General features: G+C 66.6%; 16 protein-coding genes. 7 read left to right on the forward strand and 9 right to left on the reverse strand.

Features of this window, described 5'->3' with window-relative positions; genetic code table 11:
• The first annotated feature begins 26 nt into the window (after positions 1 to 26).
• Together carB and RJT37_RS00365 are read left to right on the forward strand one after the other, a co-directional pair.
• Positions 27 to 3,272 (forward strand): carbamoyl-phosphate synthase large subunit, encoded by a 3,246-nt coding sequence (carB, locus tag RJT37_RS00360; RefSeq protein WP_313686814.1) that lies wholly within the window; start codon positions 27 to 29, stop codon positions 3,270 to 3,272.
• A 323-nt stretch (positions 3,273 to 3,595) separates the two neighbouring features.
• On the forward strand, positions 3,596 to 4,210 hold the full coding sequence (locus tag RJT37_RS00365) for a DUF6149 family protein (protein ID WP_313686816.1): 615 nt from the start codon (positions 3,596 to 3,598) through the stop codon (positions 4,208 to 4,210).
• A gap of 17 nt (positions 4,211 to 4,227) precedes the next feature.
• On the opposite strand, the gene RJT37_RS00370 is transcribed toward RJT37_RS00365, so the two are convergent.
• The gene (locus RJT37_RS00370) at positions 4,228 to 5,694 is read right to left on the reverse strand and encodes an NAD(P)/FAD-dependent oxidoreductase (RefSeq protein ID WP_313686818.1); all 1,467 of its coding nucleotides are present in this window, start codon (positions 5,692 to 5,694) and stop codon (positions 4,228 to 4,230) included.
• A 109-nt stretch (positions 5,695 to 5,803) separates the two neighbouring features.
• Between RJT37_RS00370 and RJT37_RS00375 the strand changes: the two genes are divergently transcribed.
• Entirely contained in the window at positions 5,804 to 6,679 is an 876-nt protein-coding gene (locus RJT37_RS00375; protein WP_313686820.1) for a homoserine kinase, read from the forward strand.
• A 75-nt stretch (positions 6,680 to 6,754) separates the two neighbouring features.
• On the opposite strand, the gene pdxS is transcribed toward RJT37_RS00375, so the two are convergent.
• Positions 6,755 to 7,663, reverse strand: coding sequence for a pyridoxal 5'-phosphate synthase lyase subunit PdxS (gene pdxS, locus RJT37_RS00380; RefSeq protein ID WP_311172486.1), 909 nt, complete (start codon positions 7,661 to 7,663; stop codon positions 6,755 to 6,757).
• A 166-nt stretch (positions 7,664 to 7,829) separates the two neighbouring features.
• On the opposite strand from pdxS, the gene RJT37_RS00385 reads away from it, so the two are divergent.
• Together RJT37_RS00385 and RJT37_RS00390 are read left to right on the forward strand one after the other, a co-directional pair.
• Positions 7,830 to 8,588 (forward strand): DUF1405 domain-containing protein, encoded by a 759-nt coding sequence (locus tag RJT37_RS00385; RefSeq protein ID WP_313686822.1) that lies wholly within the window; start codon positions 7,830 to 7,832, stop codon positions 8,586 to 8,588.
• 81 nt (positions 8,589 to 8,669) lie between these two features.
• Positions 8,670 to 9,722: an enolase-like domain-containing protein gene (locus RJT37_RS00390; protein WP_313686824.1), complete on the forward strand. Its 1,053-nt coding sequence runs from the start codon at positions 8,670 to 8,672 to the stop codon at positions 9,720 to 9,722.
• Between the two features lie 33 nt (positions 9,723 to 9,755).
• Here RJT37_RS00390 and RJT37_RS00395 read toward each other — a convergent pair whose 3' ends face one another.
• The 3 genes from RJT37_RS00395 to RJT37_RS00405 all read right to left on the reverse strand — a co-directional run bounded on the left by RJT37_RS00395 (position 9,756) and on the right by RJT37_RS00405 (position 12,833).
• On the reverse strand, positions 9,756 to 10,859 hold the full coding sequence (locus RJT37_RS00395; RefSeq protein WP_313686825.1) for a sensor histidine kinase: 1,104 nt from the start codon (positions 10,857 to 10,859) through the stop codon (positions 9,756 to 9,758).
• Positions 10,860 to 11,012: 153 nt separating this feature from the next.
• Entirely contained in the window at positions 11,013 to 12,104 is a 1,092-nt protein-coding gene (locus tag RJT37_RS00400; RefSeq protein ID WP_313686826.1) for an aminopeptidase, read from the reverse strand.
• A 138-nt stretch (positions 12,105 to 12,242) separates the two neighbouring features.
• Positions 12,243 to 12,833 carry a DUF1684 domain-containing protein gene (locus RJT37_RS00405; protein ID WP_313686828.1) on the reverse strand — a complete coding sequence of 197 codons (591 nt, stop codon included), beginning with the start codon at positions 12,831 to 12,833 and terminating at the stop codon, positions 12,243 to 12,245.
• Positions 12,834 to 13,161: 328 nt separating this feature from the next.
• Here RJT37_RS00405 and cmk point away from each other — a divergent pair, with 328 nt between their 5' ends.
• Positions 13,162 to 13,776, forward strand: a complete 615-nt coding sequence (gene cmk, locus RJT37_RS00410) for a (d)CMP kinase (protein ID WP_313686830.1) — start codon at positions 13,162 to 13,164, stop codon at positions 13,774 to 13,776.
• A gap of 68 nt (positions 13,777 to 13,844) precedes the next feature.
• On the opposite strand, the gene RJT37_RS00415 is transcribed toward cmk, so the two are convergent.
• From RJT37_RS00415 to RJT37_RS00425, 3 genes are read right to left on the reverse strand one after another with little or no spacing between them, the layout of a single operon-like run.
• Positions 13,845 to 14,024, reverse strand: a complete 180-nt coding sequence (locus RJT37_RS00415) for a hypothetical protein (protein WP_313686832.1) — start codon at positions 14,022 to 14,024, stop codon at positions 13,845 to 13,847.
• Positions 14,021 to 14,356: a 2Fe-2S iron-sulfur cluster-binding protein gene (locus RJT37_RS00420; protein ID WP_313686834.1), complete on the reverse strand. Its 336-nt coding sequence runs from the start codon at positions 14,354 to 14,356 to the stop codon at positions 14,021 to 14,023. The genes RJT37_RS00415 and RJT37_RS00420 overlap by 4 nt, the downstream gene beginning before the upstream one ends.
• Entirely contained in the window at positions 14,357 to 15,769 is a 1,413-nt protein-coding gene (locus tag RJT37_RS00425; protein ID WP_313686836.1) for a selenium-binding protein SBP56-related protein, read from the reverse strand.
• Positions 15,770 to 15,825: 56 nt separating this feature from the next.
• Here RJT37_RS00425 and RJT37_RS00430 point away from each other — a divergent pair, with 56 nt between their 5' ends.
• The gene (locus tag RJT37_RS00430; RefSeq protein WP_313686838.1) at positions 15,826 to 15,984 is read left to right on the forward strand and encodes a hypothetical protein; all 159 of its coding nucleotides are present in this window, start codon (positions 15,826 to 15,828) and stop codon (positions 15,982 to 15,984) included.
• Positions 15,985 to 16,043: 59 nt separating this feature from the next.
• On the opposite strand, the gene RJT37_RS00435 is transcribed toward RJT37_RS00430, so the two are convergent.
• A complete protein-coding gene (locus tag RJT37_RS00435) occupies positions 16,044 to 16,973 on the reverse strand; it encodes a DMT family transporter (protein WP_313686839.1) in 930 nt (309 codons plus the stop codon).
• Between the last annotated feature and the right edge of the window lie 83 nt (positions 16,974 to 17,056).

Below are 17,056 nucleotides of genomic sequence, written 5' to 3' on the forward strand. Positions count from 1 at the left end.
TACGATGTGCGGACTTCGTCTCAGTGATGACTGACGAGGACATTTCGACCGGCGGTGCAGCGACGTCCGAAGACCGGACGATCCTGCTCATCGGCAGCGGACCGATCCAGATCGGACAGGCGGCCGAGTTCGACTACTCCGGCGCACAGGCCTGCCGGGCGCTCCAGGAGGAGGGCGCCCGAGTTGTCCTCGTCAACTCGAACCCCGCGACGATTATGACAGACCCGGAGATGGCCGACCGGGTGTACATCGAACCGATCACGCCCGAGGCCATCGCCGAGATCATCCGCGAGGAGAAGCCGGACGGCGTCATCGCCGGACTAGGCGGCCAGACCGGGCTGAACGTCACGGCCGAACTCGCCGAACAGGGCATCTTAGAGGAGCACGACGTCGACATTATGGGCACGCCGCTGGACACCATCTACGCCACGGAGGACCGCGATCTGTTCCGGCAGCGGATGGAGAACATCGGTCAGCCAGTCCCCGAATCGACGACGATCTCTCTCGACGACGACGAGGAGGTCCAGCGGCTAACGGAAGAGGACCTCCGCGACCGCGTCGACGACGCCGTCGAGGCGGTCGGCGGCCTGCCCGTGATCGCGCGGACCACCTACACGCTCGGCGGATCGGGCTCCGGCGTCGTCCACGAGTTCGAGGAACTGTACGAGCGCGTCCGGAAGGGGCTCCGCCTCTCGCGGAACAGCGAAGTCCTCATCACCGAGTCGATCTCGGGGTGGGTCGAACTGGAGTACGAGGTGATGCGCGACGCCGACAACTCCTGTATCATCATCTGCAACATGGAGAACATCGACCCGATGGGCATCCACACCGGCGAGTCCATCGTGGTCACGCCCTCGCAGGTCATCCCCGACGAGGGCCACCAGGAGATGCGCGACGCGGCGCTGGAAGTGATCCGGGAACTCGGCATCCAGGGCGGCTGTAACATCCAGTTCGCCTGGCACGACGACGGCACCCCCGGCGGCGAGTACCGCGTCGTCGAGGTGAACCCCCGCGTCTCCCGCTCGTCGGCGCTGGCATCGAAGGCGACCGGCTACCCGATCGCCCGCGTGACCGCGAAGGTCGCACTCGGCAAGCGCCTCCACGAAATCGAAAACGAGATCACCGGCGAGACGACCGCGGCGTTCGAGCCCGCGATCGACTACGTGGTCACCAAGATCCCGCGGTGGCCCAAGGACAAGTTCGACGACGTCGACTTCACGCTCTCGACGGCGATGAAGTCGACCGGCGAGGCGATGGCGATCGGCCGGACGTTCGAGGAGTCGATGCTGAAGGCGATCCGCTCGACGGAGTACGAGCCCGCGACGGACGTCGAGACCGTCTCCGACGAGACCCTGGAGACGGAACTGCTCGAACGGCCGACGCCCGACCGGACCTTCGCCATCTTCGAGGCGTTCGACCGCGGCTACTCCGTCGCGGAAGTCCAGGAACTGACCGGGATCAAGGAGTGGTACCTCGAACGCTACCAGCGCGTCTCCGAGGCGATGGACGCCGCCCAGGAGGGCGACTTCACCACCGCCGCGACCGCCGGCGTCACCAACGCCGAGATCGCGACCGCGACGGGCGCGACTGTCAGCGAAGTCGAGACCGACGTGCCGGGGCGCACCTACAAACAGGTCGACACCTGCGCCGGCGAGTTCGCCGCGCAGACGCCGTATTACTACTCCTCGCGCAGGCCCGAGTTCTACACCGGGCCCTACGAGGGGGACGCCGCGGCGGGCGAACTCCGCGTCGATCGCGACGTCGAGAGCGTCGTCGTCGTCGGCGGCGGCCCGATCCGGATCGGCCAGGGCGTGGAGTTCGACTACTGTTCGGTCCACGCCGTCCAGGCGCTCCGGGACATGGGCATCGACGCCCACGTCGTGAACAACAACCCCGAGACGGTCTCGACCGACTACGACACCTCCGACGGCCTGTTCTTCGAGCCGATCACCGCCGAAGAGGTCGCCGACGTCGTCGAGGCGGCCGACGCCGACGGCGTGATGGTCCAGTTCGGCGGCCAGACCTCCGTCAACATCGGCCACCCGCTGGAATCGGAGATCAAGCGCCGCGGCCTCGACTGTGAGATCCTCGGGACGAGCGTCGACGCGATGGACCTCGCGGAGGACCGCGACCGGTTCAACCGACTGATGGACGATCTGGGGATCCTCCAGCCGGAAGGCGGCTCCGCGACCAGCGAGGCCGAAGCGCTGGAACTGGCGAGCGACATCGGCTACCCGGTCCTCGTTCGCCCCTCGTACGTGCTCGGCGGCCGGGCGATGGAAGTCGTCTACTCCGACGACGAACTGAAAGAGTACATCGAGGAGGCGGTGCGGGTCTCCCCCGACAAGCCGATTCTCATCGACGACTTCCTCGCCGACGCGATCGAACTCGACGTCGACGCCGTCTCCGACGGCGAGCGGGCGATCATCGGCGGCGTAATGGAACACGTCGAGAGCGCGGGTGTCCACTCGGGCGACTCCGCGTGTATGATCCCGCCGCGGGCGCTCGACGAGGAGACGATGGCGCGCGTCCGCGAGGTCACAGAAGACATCGCGACCGCGCTCGATACGGTCGGCCTGCTGAACGTCCAGTTGGCAGTAAAGGACGGGAAAGTCTACGTGCTGGAGGCCAACCCCCGCTCCTCGCGGACGGTCCCGTTCGTCTCGAAGGCGACGGGCGTCCCGATCGCGAAGCTCGCGGCGAAGGTGATGGCCGGCGAGACGCTCGACGACCTCGACGTCGACGAGCAGATCCCCGAGGACGTGAGCGTCAAGGAGGTCGTGCTGCCGTTCGACCGCCTGCCGGGCTCGGACCCGCGGCTCGGCCCCGAGATGAAGTCGACGGGCGAGGTGATGGGCACGGCGTCGACGTTTGCGAAGGCCTACGACAAGGCCCAGGACGCGACCGGCAAGTCGATCCCCGAGTCCGGCGCCGCGTGGATCGACCTCTCGGCCGCGGAGTTCCCCGACCCCGACACCGAGGCCGGGCAGGAACTGCTCGACGGTTACGCGGAGTACTTCGACCTCGAGACGTTCGAGGACAACGACGAACTCGTCTCGGCGCTCCGTGAGGGGCGGATCGACCTCGTGGTCTCCCGCGACCGCGACCCCCTCAAGGTGTGTGTCGAAGAGGAGATCACGTACTTCTCGACGGAGGCGTCGGCCGCCGCGGCGCTTGAAGCCCTCGGCGCCAAGGACGAACCGATCGACGTCGAAGCCGTCTCCGACCGCCCGCGCCGCATCGAGCAGTGGGGCGGCCGGGCCGACGACTAATAATGATTACTCTCGTCTCTTACCGCCGAGCGCCGCCACCGGGAGTGGCGCTCGGCGGGAAAAAGTGAGAGTAATCATTATAAGACGCCGCTTCGATCGCTCCTGGCCGTAATTTTATCACAGATCGGGGGGCCAGCGTCCCCGTGACGTAGGAGAAGCCCCGCGTCGGGCAGCGATTGTTCGGCACGTCGACGCAGGGATGGGGTTGTGCCGACTGTTCGCTCACATATTCGGTGGCCATCTCGACCCTCACTGTCGGTATCGACACCACTCGGTCCCATCGACGCGTGTCATTCAAGTTCGACGGGTCCCAAGCGGGGGCAATGAAAATCCACCAGAACATCCGCCACTTCGCGGCGAAGAAGGCGCTGACGATGCCGGTCGTCGGCGACATCGCGACGGAGAAACTCGTCGACCTGCACGTCCGCGTGTTCGGCGACCGGGCTGACGACGAGTACCGCGAGGAACGGGAACCCCATATGGAGGCGTTCTTCGAGTGCACGTTCGACACGTACGTGCAAGCGCTCGAAGAAGGCTTCACGGAGGCCGAGGCCCGCGAGATCACCCACATCCAGGCCAACTTCGACTTCTACAACCACGGCTGGACCGAGATGATGGAGTTCCCCGCCTCGGAACTGGAACCGCACTACGAGCGCTACGAGTCGTTCTTCGAGCGGTACAACATCGACATCGCGAATCCGCTCGGTGACTTCCGGACGCGGGAGATTCCCGAGGCGCCGTCGACACCGGAACGGCTCGACGAGCCAGAGCATCCCCACGCGGAGGGCGGCTTCGCCGACGACGTCTACGTGGAGGGCGAGGACGGCGAACTCCGCGTCGGCGGACAGGACGAACCAGACGACGTCGACGTCGAGGTCGCGCCCGGATTACAGGACGTCGACGCCGAGGTCGACGACGGCGACGAGACCGAGGCGTAAGTCGCTCGGCCTGCCGGCTATTCGTTTTCGACGCCGTCGGCCCCGCTGAAATCGAACCCCGCTTCCGGCGCTGTGTCGCCCGCGGAATCCGACTGTCTCCCGTCTCCCAGCGCCGCGTCGATCCGATCGGCGACTTCGTAGCCCGCGAGGATTCCGCCGTTGAGCGACCGCTCCGGGTACTGCGCCGCCGAGGCCATCCCGGCGTAGTAGACGCCCTCGCCGACCTCCGTATCGAGGTGGTACGGCACGACGAGATCCAGGTAACCGCGCTCGTAGATCGGCGCGGCGCGGGGGTTGCGGGCGATCCGGAACTCCGAGACCGCGGGTCGATCGAAGTCGGGGAACATCGACTCGATCTCGGCCAGCCACGCCTCCCGAACTTCGTCGTTGTCCATCTGCCACAGGTCCTCCTCGCTGTCCTGGACGTACGCGGCGACGTACAGCAGGTGATCGCCGCCGTAGCGCTCCCGCTCGATGAAGTTCGTGTGCTCGATGAGCGCACCGAACGGGGCGTCGTGTGCGACGTTCAGCCAGTAGGTGTCCAGCAGCGACTCCTCTATCGTGGCGAGTCCGCAGACCGCGCCCTGGAAGTCGATCTCGCAGGCGTAGCCCGTCAGCGACTCCAGGACGTTCGGCATCGTCGCCACGACGGCGGCGTCGACGTCGTGGGTCGTCTCGCCTGATTCCTGCGCTTCGCTGGATCCCTGCGCCTCGCTGGATTCCTGCGCCTCGGCGGACTCTTGCGCTTCTCCGTGATCCACCGTCAGCGACTGCACCTGCCCGTCCTCCACCGTGAGGTCGGTCACCGGCGCGTTCGTCGAGATGTTCTCCCGGCCGACGGCGTCGACGAGCGCGTCGAGCAGGGCGCCGAACCCGCCGTCGAAGTAACCGAGGATCTCCCCGCGGAGGGGATCCCGCTCACCGCGGAACCGCACCCGGCCGAGGAACCACGCCGCCGAGATCTCGTCTTTCCGATCCCCGTACTTCCCGTCGAGTAACGGATCGACGAAGTTCTCGTAGACGCTCGTGGTGGTGTGTTCCTCGACGAACTCCCGGACCGTCACGTCCTCGTAGGCCGCGAGGTCGTCGTAGGCGTCGAAGTCCGGGATCCCACCGCGGACGTCGACGCCGAGGGTGAGCATCCCGAGCCGGAACTTGTCGTAGAGGCTCATATGCGGGTACGCGAGGATCTCCCAGGGCGTATCCAGCGGGTGGACGACGCCGTCGACGTAGTAGCCGTTGGTGCCGACCCGCCACTCGACCCGGTCGCCGAGACCGAGATCCTCGGCGAGTTCGACGATGGTCTCTTCGGACTTCGAGAGGTGGTGGTAGAACTTCTCGATGTCGTCGCCGGCGGTTTCGTAGGTGGCCGCGAGCCCACCGATGTCGCCGGTGGCCTCGAACACCTGTACGTCGTGCCCACGCTCCTGCAGCCGATAGGCGGCCGCGAGTCCCGCGATCCCGCCGCCGACGACGCCGATCATACCCTCACTACTCCGCAGTCCGGAAAGTGCTTTCCGTTCGGCCACGGTCCGTCCGCTGTGGTTCCGTCGTTCGCTACCTTTTTATTCGCAGTTGGGCAACCGAACGCGTATGCAGACGGTCAGGGCCCCCGCCACGAGCGCGAATCTCGGAAGCGGGTTCGACGTCTTCGGCGTCGCCCTCGACCGCCCCACGGACGTCGTCCGCGTCGAGAAGGCCGACCGGACGACGATCGAGATGACCGGCGTGGGCAGCCAGTACATCCCCGAGGATCCCGAGAAGAACGTCGTCGGTGCCGTCGCCGAGGCGCTGGATGCGCCGGCGCACATCCGGATCGACAAGGGCGTCCGTCCCTCGTCGGGACTCGGCTCCTCGGCGGCCAGTTCCGCGGCGGCGGCGCTCGCGCTGAACGCGCTCTACGATCGGGGGCTCTCGCGGGAGGAACTCGTCCCCGTCGCGGCCGAGGGGGAGGCCGTCGTCTCGGGGGAGGCCCACGCGGACAACGTCGCCCCCGCGCTTCTGGGCGGCTTCACCGTCGCCCGCGGTGACGCCGTCACGGCCGTCGACGCCTCGATCCCGCTCGTGGCCTGCCTGCCGGAGATCGCCGTCTCGACTCGCGACGCCCGCGGTGTCGTCCCCGAGTCGGCCTCGATGGAGGACGTCGTCCACACCGTCGGCTCCGCGGCGACGCTGGCGGTCGGGATGTGTCGCGACGACCCTGAACTCGTCGGTGCCGGGATGGACGAGCGGGTCGTCACGCCCGCCCGGGCGGAACTCATCACCGGATACGACGCTGTCCACGAGGCCGCACTGGCGGCCGGCGCGACGGGCGTCACGGTCTCCGGAGCGGGGCCAGCGATCATCGCACCCTGCCGGGAAGCCGACCGTCGGCACGTCGCCGCCGCGATGGTCGACGCCTTCGCGCAGGCCGGCGTCGAATCGCGCGCGTACCAGACGCGGGTGAGCGCGGGCGCGACGCTGTACTGACGGGGTTCGTCGAACGTTCAGAAGACGACGACCGGCGAGCACTCGCGAAAACAGCAGAGAAAGCCGTCAGTCCGCTCAGACGCCGCGGCCCTGAATCTTCTCCTCTTCGGGGAGGCTGGCGTTGGACTCGCCTTTCATCCCCTTGCCGAGGTTCGAGGCGATGTCCGCGAGCACGTCGGGGTTGTCCCAGTTGTTCACGGCCTCGACGATCGCCTCGCCCATCGCCGGCGGGTTCTCCGCGCCGAAGATCCCGGAGCCGACGAAGATGCCGTCGCAGCCGTGGTGCATCATCAGCGCCGCGTCAGCCGGGGTGGCAATGCCGCCCGCCGCGAAGTTCACGACCGGCAGCCGACCCATCTCGGCGGTCTCGTGAACGAGGTCCGCGGGCGCTTCGTGTTCGCGGGCCCACGCCTCGCGCTCCTCGTGGGTCTTGCCCTGGATTTCGCGGATCGACCCTTTGATGTTGCGCTGGTGGTGGACGGCCTGGTTCACGTCGCCGGTGCCGGCCTCACCCTTGGTGCGGATCATCGCCGCGCCCTCGTCGATCCGGCGGAGCGCCTCCCCGAGATTGCGCGCGCCGCAGACGAACGGTGCCGTGAAGTCGCGCTTGTCGATGTGGTATTTGTCGTCAGCGGGCGTGAGCACTTCGCTCTCGTCGATCATATCAACGCCGACCGACTGCAGGATCTGCGCCTCCTTCGTGTGGCCGATCCGGGATTTGCCCATCACCGGAATCGAGACGGATTCGACGATCTCCGTGACGTCGGCGGGGTCGGCCATCCGCGCGACGCCGCCGCGCTTCCGGATGTCTGCGGGGACGGCTTCGAGCGCCATCACCGCGACCGCGCCGGCTTCTTCGGCAATCCGTGCCTGTTCGGCGTCGACGACGTCCATAATGACGCCGCCCTTCTGCATCTGTGCGAACCCGCGCTTGACGAGTTCGGTCCCGCGGCGGAGTTCGGACAGATCAGTCTCCTCAGACATACGAATTCGTTGGGGTTGGACGCACTTAAACAGTTTAGTCCCGCCCGCGAGGACCCGGATTTCGTCCGCGATCTGGTCGTCGAGATGGCCTCGTCCGAGAGCGAATTCACCCGCTGCTCCAACCCGGAACCGGCACCCATTTTTCGTCGGAATCCGAGCCTCCAGTATGGCATCGTCCCGCACATCACGATCCAGGCTGCGTCGGTTGGTCGCCGGCGACGGGCTTCCCGATTCCGATGGCCTCCCGCGGTGGCTCGCGCCGCTGCCGACGTGGCTCGAAAACCTCGGCCTCCGGCTCGCGTGGGCCGTCGTAGCGATCAACCTTCTCGGGACCGCCTTCGGCTTCTGGTACTACGGCTTTCACCCGCTGCCGCTCACGGACCCGCTCATCACCTGGCAGTTCGCGGCCGAACCGGTCGTGATGTGGCCCTTTGTCCCCGACAGCCCGATGGCCACGCTGTTCATCGCTCTGGCCTTCGCTAGCTGGAAGCTCGGGCGAACGAACGAGTATCTCGCGGCGCTGGCCTTCTTCGGCTGCTGGAAGCTCGGACTGTGGACGCCCTATGTCCTGGCGGTCTTCGCCGACGCCTTCCTGGAGACGACGTGGTTCCCGCTCTACGTGTTCCTCTTTTTCAGCCACCTCGCGATGGTCGTCGAGGCGTTCGTCATCCACCGGTTCGCCGACCTCCCGGTCCGGGCGGTCGCCGTCGCCCTCGCGTGGTACGGCCTCAACGACATCGTGGACTACTTCGTTCCGATCGTCGGCGACCCCCACCACACCGCCCTCCCACTCGCTGACAGCGTCGTCGTGGGCGGATCGACCGTGTTGCAGCTCGCGGCCGCCGGGGCCGTGGTCCTCACGTTCCTCGCGACATTCTTCGCGCTCGCGACTCGCGTGAAGAAGGTGGAAGCGTGGTGCGCCTGAGAAGGGTGCGACGGCGTTTGCCCCATCCGATGTTGCTCCGACCGACCACGCTTTTCCCCGCGTCGCGCCTATGCAGTTGCGATGAGCCAACTCTTCGACGCTATCGCCGACCTGCCGCTCGCCGTCGATGCAACCGAGCGGACACGGCGCGACCGCGACACTTCGAGCGACTTCGTCCGGACGACGACCACGTTCCACCTCTCGGGCGAAGGGACGACTGGACGCGGCGAGGACGTCACCTACGATACCGAGGACCACGACGCGCTCGCGGACGCCCCGCCGCTCGATCTCGCCGGCGAGTACACGTTCGCGTCCTTTTCGACCCACCTCGACGACATCGATCTCTTCCCGACGAAGCCGCCAGAACGGGAGACTGCACGCCCGTACCGTCGGTGGGCGATCGAGTCGGCGGCGCTTGATCTCGCCCTGCGGCAGAACGGCCGCTCGCTCGCCGACGTGCTCGACAGAGAGCTCTCGTCTGTCCGCTTCGTCGTCTCGACGCGGCTCGGGGACCCGCCGACGACAGACCGGATCGAGTCGATCCTGGATGCCTACCCCGACGCCGAGTTCAAACTCGATCCGACGCCGGCGTGGACCGACGACGTCGTCGACGCGGTCGCGGCGACCGAGGCGGTTCGGATACTCGATCTGAAGGGGCTCTACGAGGGCACAGAGGTCGACACCGACCCGGATCCCGGTCTCTACCGGCGCCTCCTGTCGACGTTCCCCGAGGCGGTCTTCGAGGATCCCGCGCTGACACCGGAGACGCGACCACTGTTCGACGGCGCGGAGGGGCAGGTGTCGTGGGACTACCCGATCACGGGTGTCGAGTCGGTCGAAGCACGGCCGTTCGAGCCCGCCTGGCTCAATATCAAGCCGTCGCGGTTCGGCACCGTTCGGTCGCTGTTCGCGACGATCGAGTGGGCGGCCGCCCACGACGTCACGCTGTACGGCGGCGGTCAGTTCGAACTCGGCGTCGGCCGCGACCACATCCAACTGCTCGCGTCGCTGTTCTATCCGGACGGCCCCAACGACGTCGCCCCCGGCGGTTACAACGACCCGGAGGTGGCGGGTGGGCTGCCGACCAGTCCGCTCACAGCACCAGAAAACAGTGTCGGGCTCTCGTGGGAGTGACCGCGCAGTTGGGAGACCGCCGCAGGCGGTCACCTACGCGAACTCGACGCCGCTGAACTCGAACCGCGCGCCGCCGCTGTCGCTTTCCGTGACGTCGATCTCCCAGCTGTGGGCGGCAGCGACCTGACGGACGATCGAGAGGCCGAGGCCGGTCCCCTGCCGCGCCGTCGAGTAGCCGTTCTCGAAGACGCGATCGCGGTCTTCCGGCGGAATCCCGGGCCCGTCGTCGGCGACGTAGAAGCCGCCGTCGACCGTTCCGATCGTAATGGTCACGTCCTCGCCGCCGTGCTCCACAGCGTTCCGGAAGAGGTTCTCGAGGAGCTGTTGCAGCCGGTCCCGGTCGGCCCGGATCGTGTCGGCCGTCTCCACAGACAGCGTCGCGTCGGCGGTCGTGACGTTCTCCCAGCAGGCCGTTGCCAGCGCCCCGAGTTCGATCGACTCCATATCGCGGATGGCGTCGCCCTGACGGGCGAGCGTCAGGAGGTCTTCGATCAGGGTCGCCATCCGCTCGTGGGCGTCGGCGACCGTTTTCAGGCGCTCGCTGTCTGCGTCCTCCCGTGCCAGCTCCGGATTCCCCTGTGCGACGCTCAGCGGGTTCCGGAAGTCGTGTGAGAGCACGCTCGCGAACCGCTCTAACTCCTCGTTTTTCCGTTCGAGCTCCGCCTCCCGTTCTGTGAGTTCCTCCGTCCGCGTCCGGAGTTGCTCCCGCCGCGTGTTGGCTTTCGTCTCCTGGATGCCCACCGCCAGCCCGCCGAGGGAGCCGACCGTCACCGCGATCACTTGCGTTCCGATCGACCACTGGACGGCGACCGCCGGGTGGAGGGCACGCAGGAGGATGAACCCGTACATCAGCAGGACCCCGCCGAGCACCCAGCCGATCACTCGCGGATACTGCTCCCGGTGGATCTCCGACTCCGGCAGCCGAATCCCCGTGTATGCGAGTGCGATGCCGGGCGTCCCGACGAAGACGAACTCCAGGACTGCGACGGGGACGTTCCCGCCCCCGACGAGCGCGACGGCGACCTTCGCGATCGCGGCCAAAAGCAGCGCGCTCCCGCCGGCGAACAACAGCCCCGGAAAGAGAGATAACCGGGAGAGTCGCCGGATGAGAGCCGTCGGCGACGGGGGAAGTTCCATTTACCCTCCGGAGTACTTCCCGCCCCGTTATGTATTTACTTGTCGCCGGACCCCATACGAGCCTACCAGCTCATACTGATTACTCTCGTCTCTTCCCGCCGAGCGCCGCTAACGCGGGCGGCGCTCGGCGGTAAAAAGTGAGAGCAATCAGTATCAGGCCGACTCGAAGCCGTCCTCGAACTGGAACGTCCCGTTGCGCTGGACGACCTCGCCGTCGACCTCGATGACAGACTCCTCGCCCATATCGACGATCATATCGACGTGTTCTGCGCTCTCGTTGCGTTCGTTTTCCTCGCCGACGGTGTCGGGATACGCCGAGCCGACGGCCATATGGACGGTGTCGCCCATCTTCTCGTCGAACAGCATATTGTACGTGAACTGGTCGATCTCGCGGTTCATCCCGATCCCGAGTTCGCCGAGGTAGCGGGCGCCCTCGTCGGTCTCGAAGATCCCGTCGAGGACGTCCTCGTTGCGGCCGGCGCTGTAGGACTCGACGCGACCGTCCTCGAATCGGACCCGGACGTCCTCGATCTCCCGCCCCTGTCGGTACAGCGGCATATCGAAGTGGACCTCGCCCTCGACTGATTCCTTCACCGGCGCGGTGAACACCTCGCCGCCGGGCAGGTTCGCCTCGCCGTAGTCGTTGAGTGTCTCGTTGCCCGTCAGGCGCATCCGCACGTCGGTCTCCTCGCCGGATTTGATGCGGACCTCGTCGGCGTCGTCGAGGATCTCGACCATCTGTTCCTGGTGTTCCCGCTGGGCCTCCCAGTCGAGGCTCACGGCGTCCCACACGAAGTTCTCGTAGGCGTCCGTGCTCATCCCCGCGAGTTGGGCGTTGCCCGAGGTGGGATACTGGGTGAGGCTCCAGGTCTTCGAGAGCCGCTCCTGGAGGACGGGTTCCATCGCCCGCCGGTAGGCGGCGTTCGTCTCGGGGTCGACGTCGGCCGTCTCGGAGGCGTTGACGTCGCCGCGGACGGCGACGTAGGCGTCCATCTCCTCGTACATCGCGAGCAGATGCTCGGGCGTCTCGAAGTCGCCGTCGTGGTTCCGGAGGAACGCCCGCTTCGCGCGGGAGTCGCTCGCCAGCGAGACCGGATGAGCGCCGCGATCGGCGCACTCCTCGTGGAGCGCGACGACCAGATCCGACGCCGCTGACGGCGCGCTGATCACGACGTAGTCCCCGGACTCGATCCCGGTCGAGTGATCGACGACAGTCCGTGCGTGTTCGCGGATTCGCGGGTCCATACCTGAGGGTGGTCCGTGTGGATCAAACGCCTTTCGCCACCGGCTGTGGTCTGCCGCGTCGGACACAGTCGTTCGGAACCCGCGTATCGACGACGACTGCGCGCGGCCTGATGCCGATGCTCCGGTTGTCGTTGGCCGCTACTGCGACTCCGACACCGGCGGGTCGCGCTCGCCCGCCGGAATCGCCGTCTCCAGCCAGTTTTCCTCCGGCGGCAGCGGGCACTCGAAGGCCTCGCTGTACGCACAGAACGGCGTGTACGCGAGGTTGAAGTCGACGACGACGGTCTCACCGTCGGTCAGGTCGCCCTCGGGGTGGAGTTCGAGGTAGCGCCCGCCCCGGTAGCTCTCCTGCCCGGTGGTCTTGTCGCGGAAGGGCACGAAGATCGGCTCCTCCTCGTCGTCGGGGCGCTGTCTGTATCCGTGGAGTTCGTGTGTCTCGCCGCCGAGGTCGAAGCGGAAGGTGACGACGCGCACGTAGCGCACCTCGCCGTCCGCGGTCGTCTCCATCGGCACCGGTTCGGGGTCGTCGTGGACGTCGGCGACGGTCTCGATTCGGTACTCGGGCGCGGCGGCGAAGTACGACAGCCCGTCGAAGTCGTCGCGTTCCTCCGGTGGCACCGGCGACTGCGGGTGCGACCCGAAGAAGTCGTCCTTCTCTTCGCGCTTCCGTTCCAGTTCACGTTCGTAATCGCTCTCGCGGTCGGGTCCCGGTTCGGCGTCGTCGGTCATACAGGACCCCACGCGGTCCGACCCGTAACGTCTGACGGTTCCAAGCGAACGCGACCGGTTCACGAGTGGTTCCTCATACTGTCGGCTGTAAGTCTGTGAAGAATTTCGCGACCCCGGGGTCGCGAATATCTTGAAATATAGTAACCTTTGCAACTGATTGCATATCCGATCGCACGACTGCGTGCGATCGTGTGAGTGAAGACTTGCAAAGGCTACTATAGTTACAGCCGACAGTATCAACTGTTCGCAAGCGAGGGGGCTGTTCGCGGGCGACACAGCAGTCCTCGGTCACACGGCTTTTAGTATCCGGGCGCGACTCCCAACACATATGACAGACGACCACGTCCCGACAGCGCGGTCGGTCGACAGCAATCTCTTCATCACCGTCTCGGGACCGCCGGGCTGCGGCGCGACGACCCTCTGTGACGGGCTGTCGGCCGCGCTCGACTGCGGCTACGTCTCCGGCGGCGACATCTTCCGCGAACTCGCCGAGGATCGGGATATGTCGCTCTCACAGCTCATCGCGAAGACCGACGAGACAGACGAGATCGACCGCGCGCTCGACCGTCGCCTCCGGACGATCGCCGAAAAGTGGGGCTCGTCGAACAAGGCGTTCATCCTCGAATCGCGACTCGCCGGCTGGCTGGCCGGCAACCGCGCCGACTTCCGCATCTGGCTCGACGCCCCCGAGGAGGTCCGCGTCGATCGGACCCGGGATCGCGACGAGATGGAAGCCGAAATGCGGGTCCGCGAGGTCAGCGAAGCGGGCCGGTACCGCTCGTATTACGACATCGACGTCACCGATCAGTCCTTCTACGACCTCTCGATCAACACCGCCCGCTGGAGCCCCGAGGCGACCCTGGAGATGGTTCTCACCGCGATCGAGGAGTACGACCCCGAGGTCGACGAGGGCGCGTTCCGGACGAGAGACATCGATCTCTGAGCTGCCTCCCGTTTCTTCTGCTCCGCTGACCGGGAGACGACGCCAGGATAGCATCGTGACGTCGCGGGCTAGCCGCCGGCATCGCCCGGGCAGTGGCCGGCCGACTCGCCGGAGTCGCATCCGTCCGCAGTGAGGTCTTCGACCGTTCGTGCGACCGCCAGACACCCCTGACAGCAGTACTCTCCCGCCACCTCGGGGTCGGTCACGGGCGGGTTCGGCGTCGGGAGATCACAGAGCGCACAGCTCATTTCCACGGTGTGCCGACGACTTCGGCCTGGATGTCGTGGCCGACGCGAAGCCGACAGTCGGTGTCCGGTGTCGCGATACAGGGCAGGACGTACCCCGCCGCGAGCGTTCGTTCTTTCAGGGCCCGCGGCGACCGCAGGTGTGTCATCTCGCCGTCGAGCAGTTCGGCGATGCAGGTTCCGCAGGCCCCGTACAGACAGCCGTACGGGATGGCGACCTCGGCGGCGTCGGCGGCGTCGACGACGGTCTCGTCGCTCCCGACGCGAACCGTCTCGGTCCGCCCGTCCGACCAACAGAGTTCGACGGCGTGGATTCCCTCGTCGGCGACGACCATCTACTGCCAGACGTCGCTGGTGCAGTCGCCACCGGGCCAGCGGATCTCGTGGGCGCGCGCCGGACCACCCGGTGCGTCACCGAAGTCGACGAGGAACTCCTCGTCCAGTTCCATCCGTCCCTCCTCGGGGTAGACGTCCGCCTTCAGCATCAGCGAGCCTTCCTCGGCGATGTCCGGGTAGAACTGATTGTCCCACGAGGAGAAAAGCGACGTCGTCCAGTAGAGCCGCCGTCCGTCACGCGAGAGCTGGAGCATCTGCGGTGCGCCGCGGACCTCGGTCCCCTGCACCTCCTGTCTGTCGCCGAACAGCCCGCCGACCCAGAGCTGATCGACGAGTCGGGGATTTGCCGAGTCGCTCACGTCGTACATCCGGACGTCGCCGTGGAGCCAGTTCGAGTAGAAGAGGTACTGGTCGTCGAGCGAAAGCAGGATGTCCGTGATCAGCGGCGGGACGGGCATATCCCAGTCGTCGTGTTCGCGGGGGTCCTCGTCGATGACGACGTCCCAGTCCCAGGTGCCGTCGTCCTGCTCGTAGAAGCGGATGATGTTCGAGGACAGTGCCGCGCCGACGTAGCCCTGCGTCTCCTCGGGATTGTGGCTCATCCGGACTTCCAGCGGGATCCGGCCCTGTTCGCCGAACTCCAGGGTCTGGATGTGTTCGCGGTCCTCCCAGGACCAGACGTGGATGCTGTCTCCGTATTTGCCCTCCTCGACGTCCTCGAGGTCGAATCCCGGATAGTAGGTGTTCGGTGCGGCCCACTCGCTGGAGATCAGGACGTCGTGGCGCGGCTGATACCAGTAGTCGTAGTTCATCTCCATCTCGCCGCGGTCGGTCTCCCAGCGCCCCTCGATGCTGAAGTCCTCCTGGTCGAGCTGCAGGAAGCCGCCGGGGAGTTCGCCGTCGGCGTCGCCGAGCATACTGACGACGATCTTGCCGCCGGGAACGCAGTGGACAGTGTGGGGTGCCGAGAGGTCGTACTCGAACACCTCCTCGGGTTCGATGACCTTCACCATCTCGGGGTTGCGCGGGTCCTCCGCGTCGATAATGTGGATGCGCGACGAGCGCTGTCCGGGGACGACGAGGTACTGGCGGGACAGCCCTTCGGCGTGGCACGACGACGAGCAGGCGTTCCAGCCGAAGTGGTGGAGTTCGTCGCCCCTGTTCGGCATCTCGATCGTGTCGATGAGTTCGCTATACGTGTTCGACTCCGGATCGAGGTCGACGACGCCGACGAAGTCCGGGCCGTCGTTCGCCATTCCGACTCGGGGCGCCATCACGTACGCGGTCTTCTCCCGTCCGCCCTCGGTCCGCATCGCGGCGGGTGTCGAATAGCCCGGGCCCTCGACCTCGTGGTGGTCGTGGTGGTCGTGGCTACTGTGCTCCGATTGGGTTGGCGGGTCGTCGGTGCTCATCCTCGCGCTCTAGTTCTAATCTAAATGATTTAATGTTATTCTCAATAGTTTATCATATGACGGGCGGAAAGAAGTCCGGCGAGCGTCTCCTGTGCCGTGACCACGATACCCCTCACGACCGACAGCGACCGCTCCCCGAGACGCTTCCTGTCCCGCTGTGGCTCGGCTCTCGCTCCGTCGATCCGATCCGGCACATAGACGACGGTCGGGAGTGATGTCTACATCACCGCGGTCCTCCCTCCTTCGCGGGCCGGATTCGATACGGCAGTGGCACCTACGACCGGAGGACGAACCGCCTGATTCTGGGGAGCTCCGCCCGGACAGCCCGCCGCTTCACCAGTACGAAGCCGACGAAGATGACGAGGAAGCCGACGACGGTGTACACGGTCGGCACCTCGGTGAGGACGACCCACCCGGCGAGCGCCGCGAACACCGGCGCGACGTAGGAGACGAGGTTGATCTGGATCGGGCCGAGCCGGTCCAGCAGGTCGAAGTAGATCAGGAAGCCGAGGGCGCTGGCGACCAACGCGAGGTACGCGAGCGCCGCCAGCGATTCGAGGTTCCAGACGGCGTCGGCCGGTGACTCGCCGAGTCCGAGGCTGATCCCGTGCATAATGAGCGCACCACCCATCATCGACCACGCCTCCATCGTCTCGATCGGGAGATCCGCGTCGATCCGTCGGGTCAGCACAGAGCCGAGCGCAAAGGCCGTGGCGGCGCCGAAGATCAGTAGCTTCGCGACGGCACCGCCGGCAAGCAGGTTGTCGGGGTCGGGGTTCGAGAGGATCACGACGCCGACGAGGCCGAGCAGCAGTCCCGCGATCCCGACGATCGTCAGCCGCTCGTCGGGGAGGAACAGCCGCGCGAAGCCGGTCGTCAGGACCGGACTGAGGCTCACGATGACAGCCGCCGCCGCGGAGGTGACCGCCGGATCGGTCTCGCCGATGAAAAGCAGCGAGTGGTAGCCGGCGATGATCAGCGTCGCGCCGACCGCGACGACGGTCCACTGTGCTCGACCGCGCGGGATCGGTCGATCCGTCACGTAGAACGCGTACAGGAGCATCAGGATCCCGGCGACGTCGTAGCGGAGCGCCGCGAAGAGGACCGGCGGGATGTACGCGAGACCGGCCTTGATGGCCATAAACGCCGAGCCCCACGCGGCCGCGAGGAGGACGAACAGCAGCAGGTTCCGATACCGGGTCACAGCGGAAGTGTGGCGGCGGCCGCCCTCAACGTTTCGTTCTGCAGGGAAGACCTCACCTGTCGCACCGATCGTCTACGTCGCGG

This window comes from Halobellus marinus, from assembly GCF_032113415.1.
Taxonomy (GTDB): domain Archaea; phylum Halobacteriota; class Halobacteria; order Halobacteriales; family Haloferacaceae; genus Haloquadratum; species Haloquadratum marinus.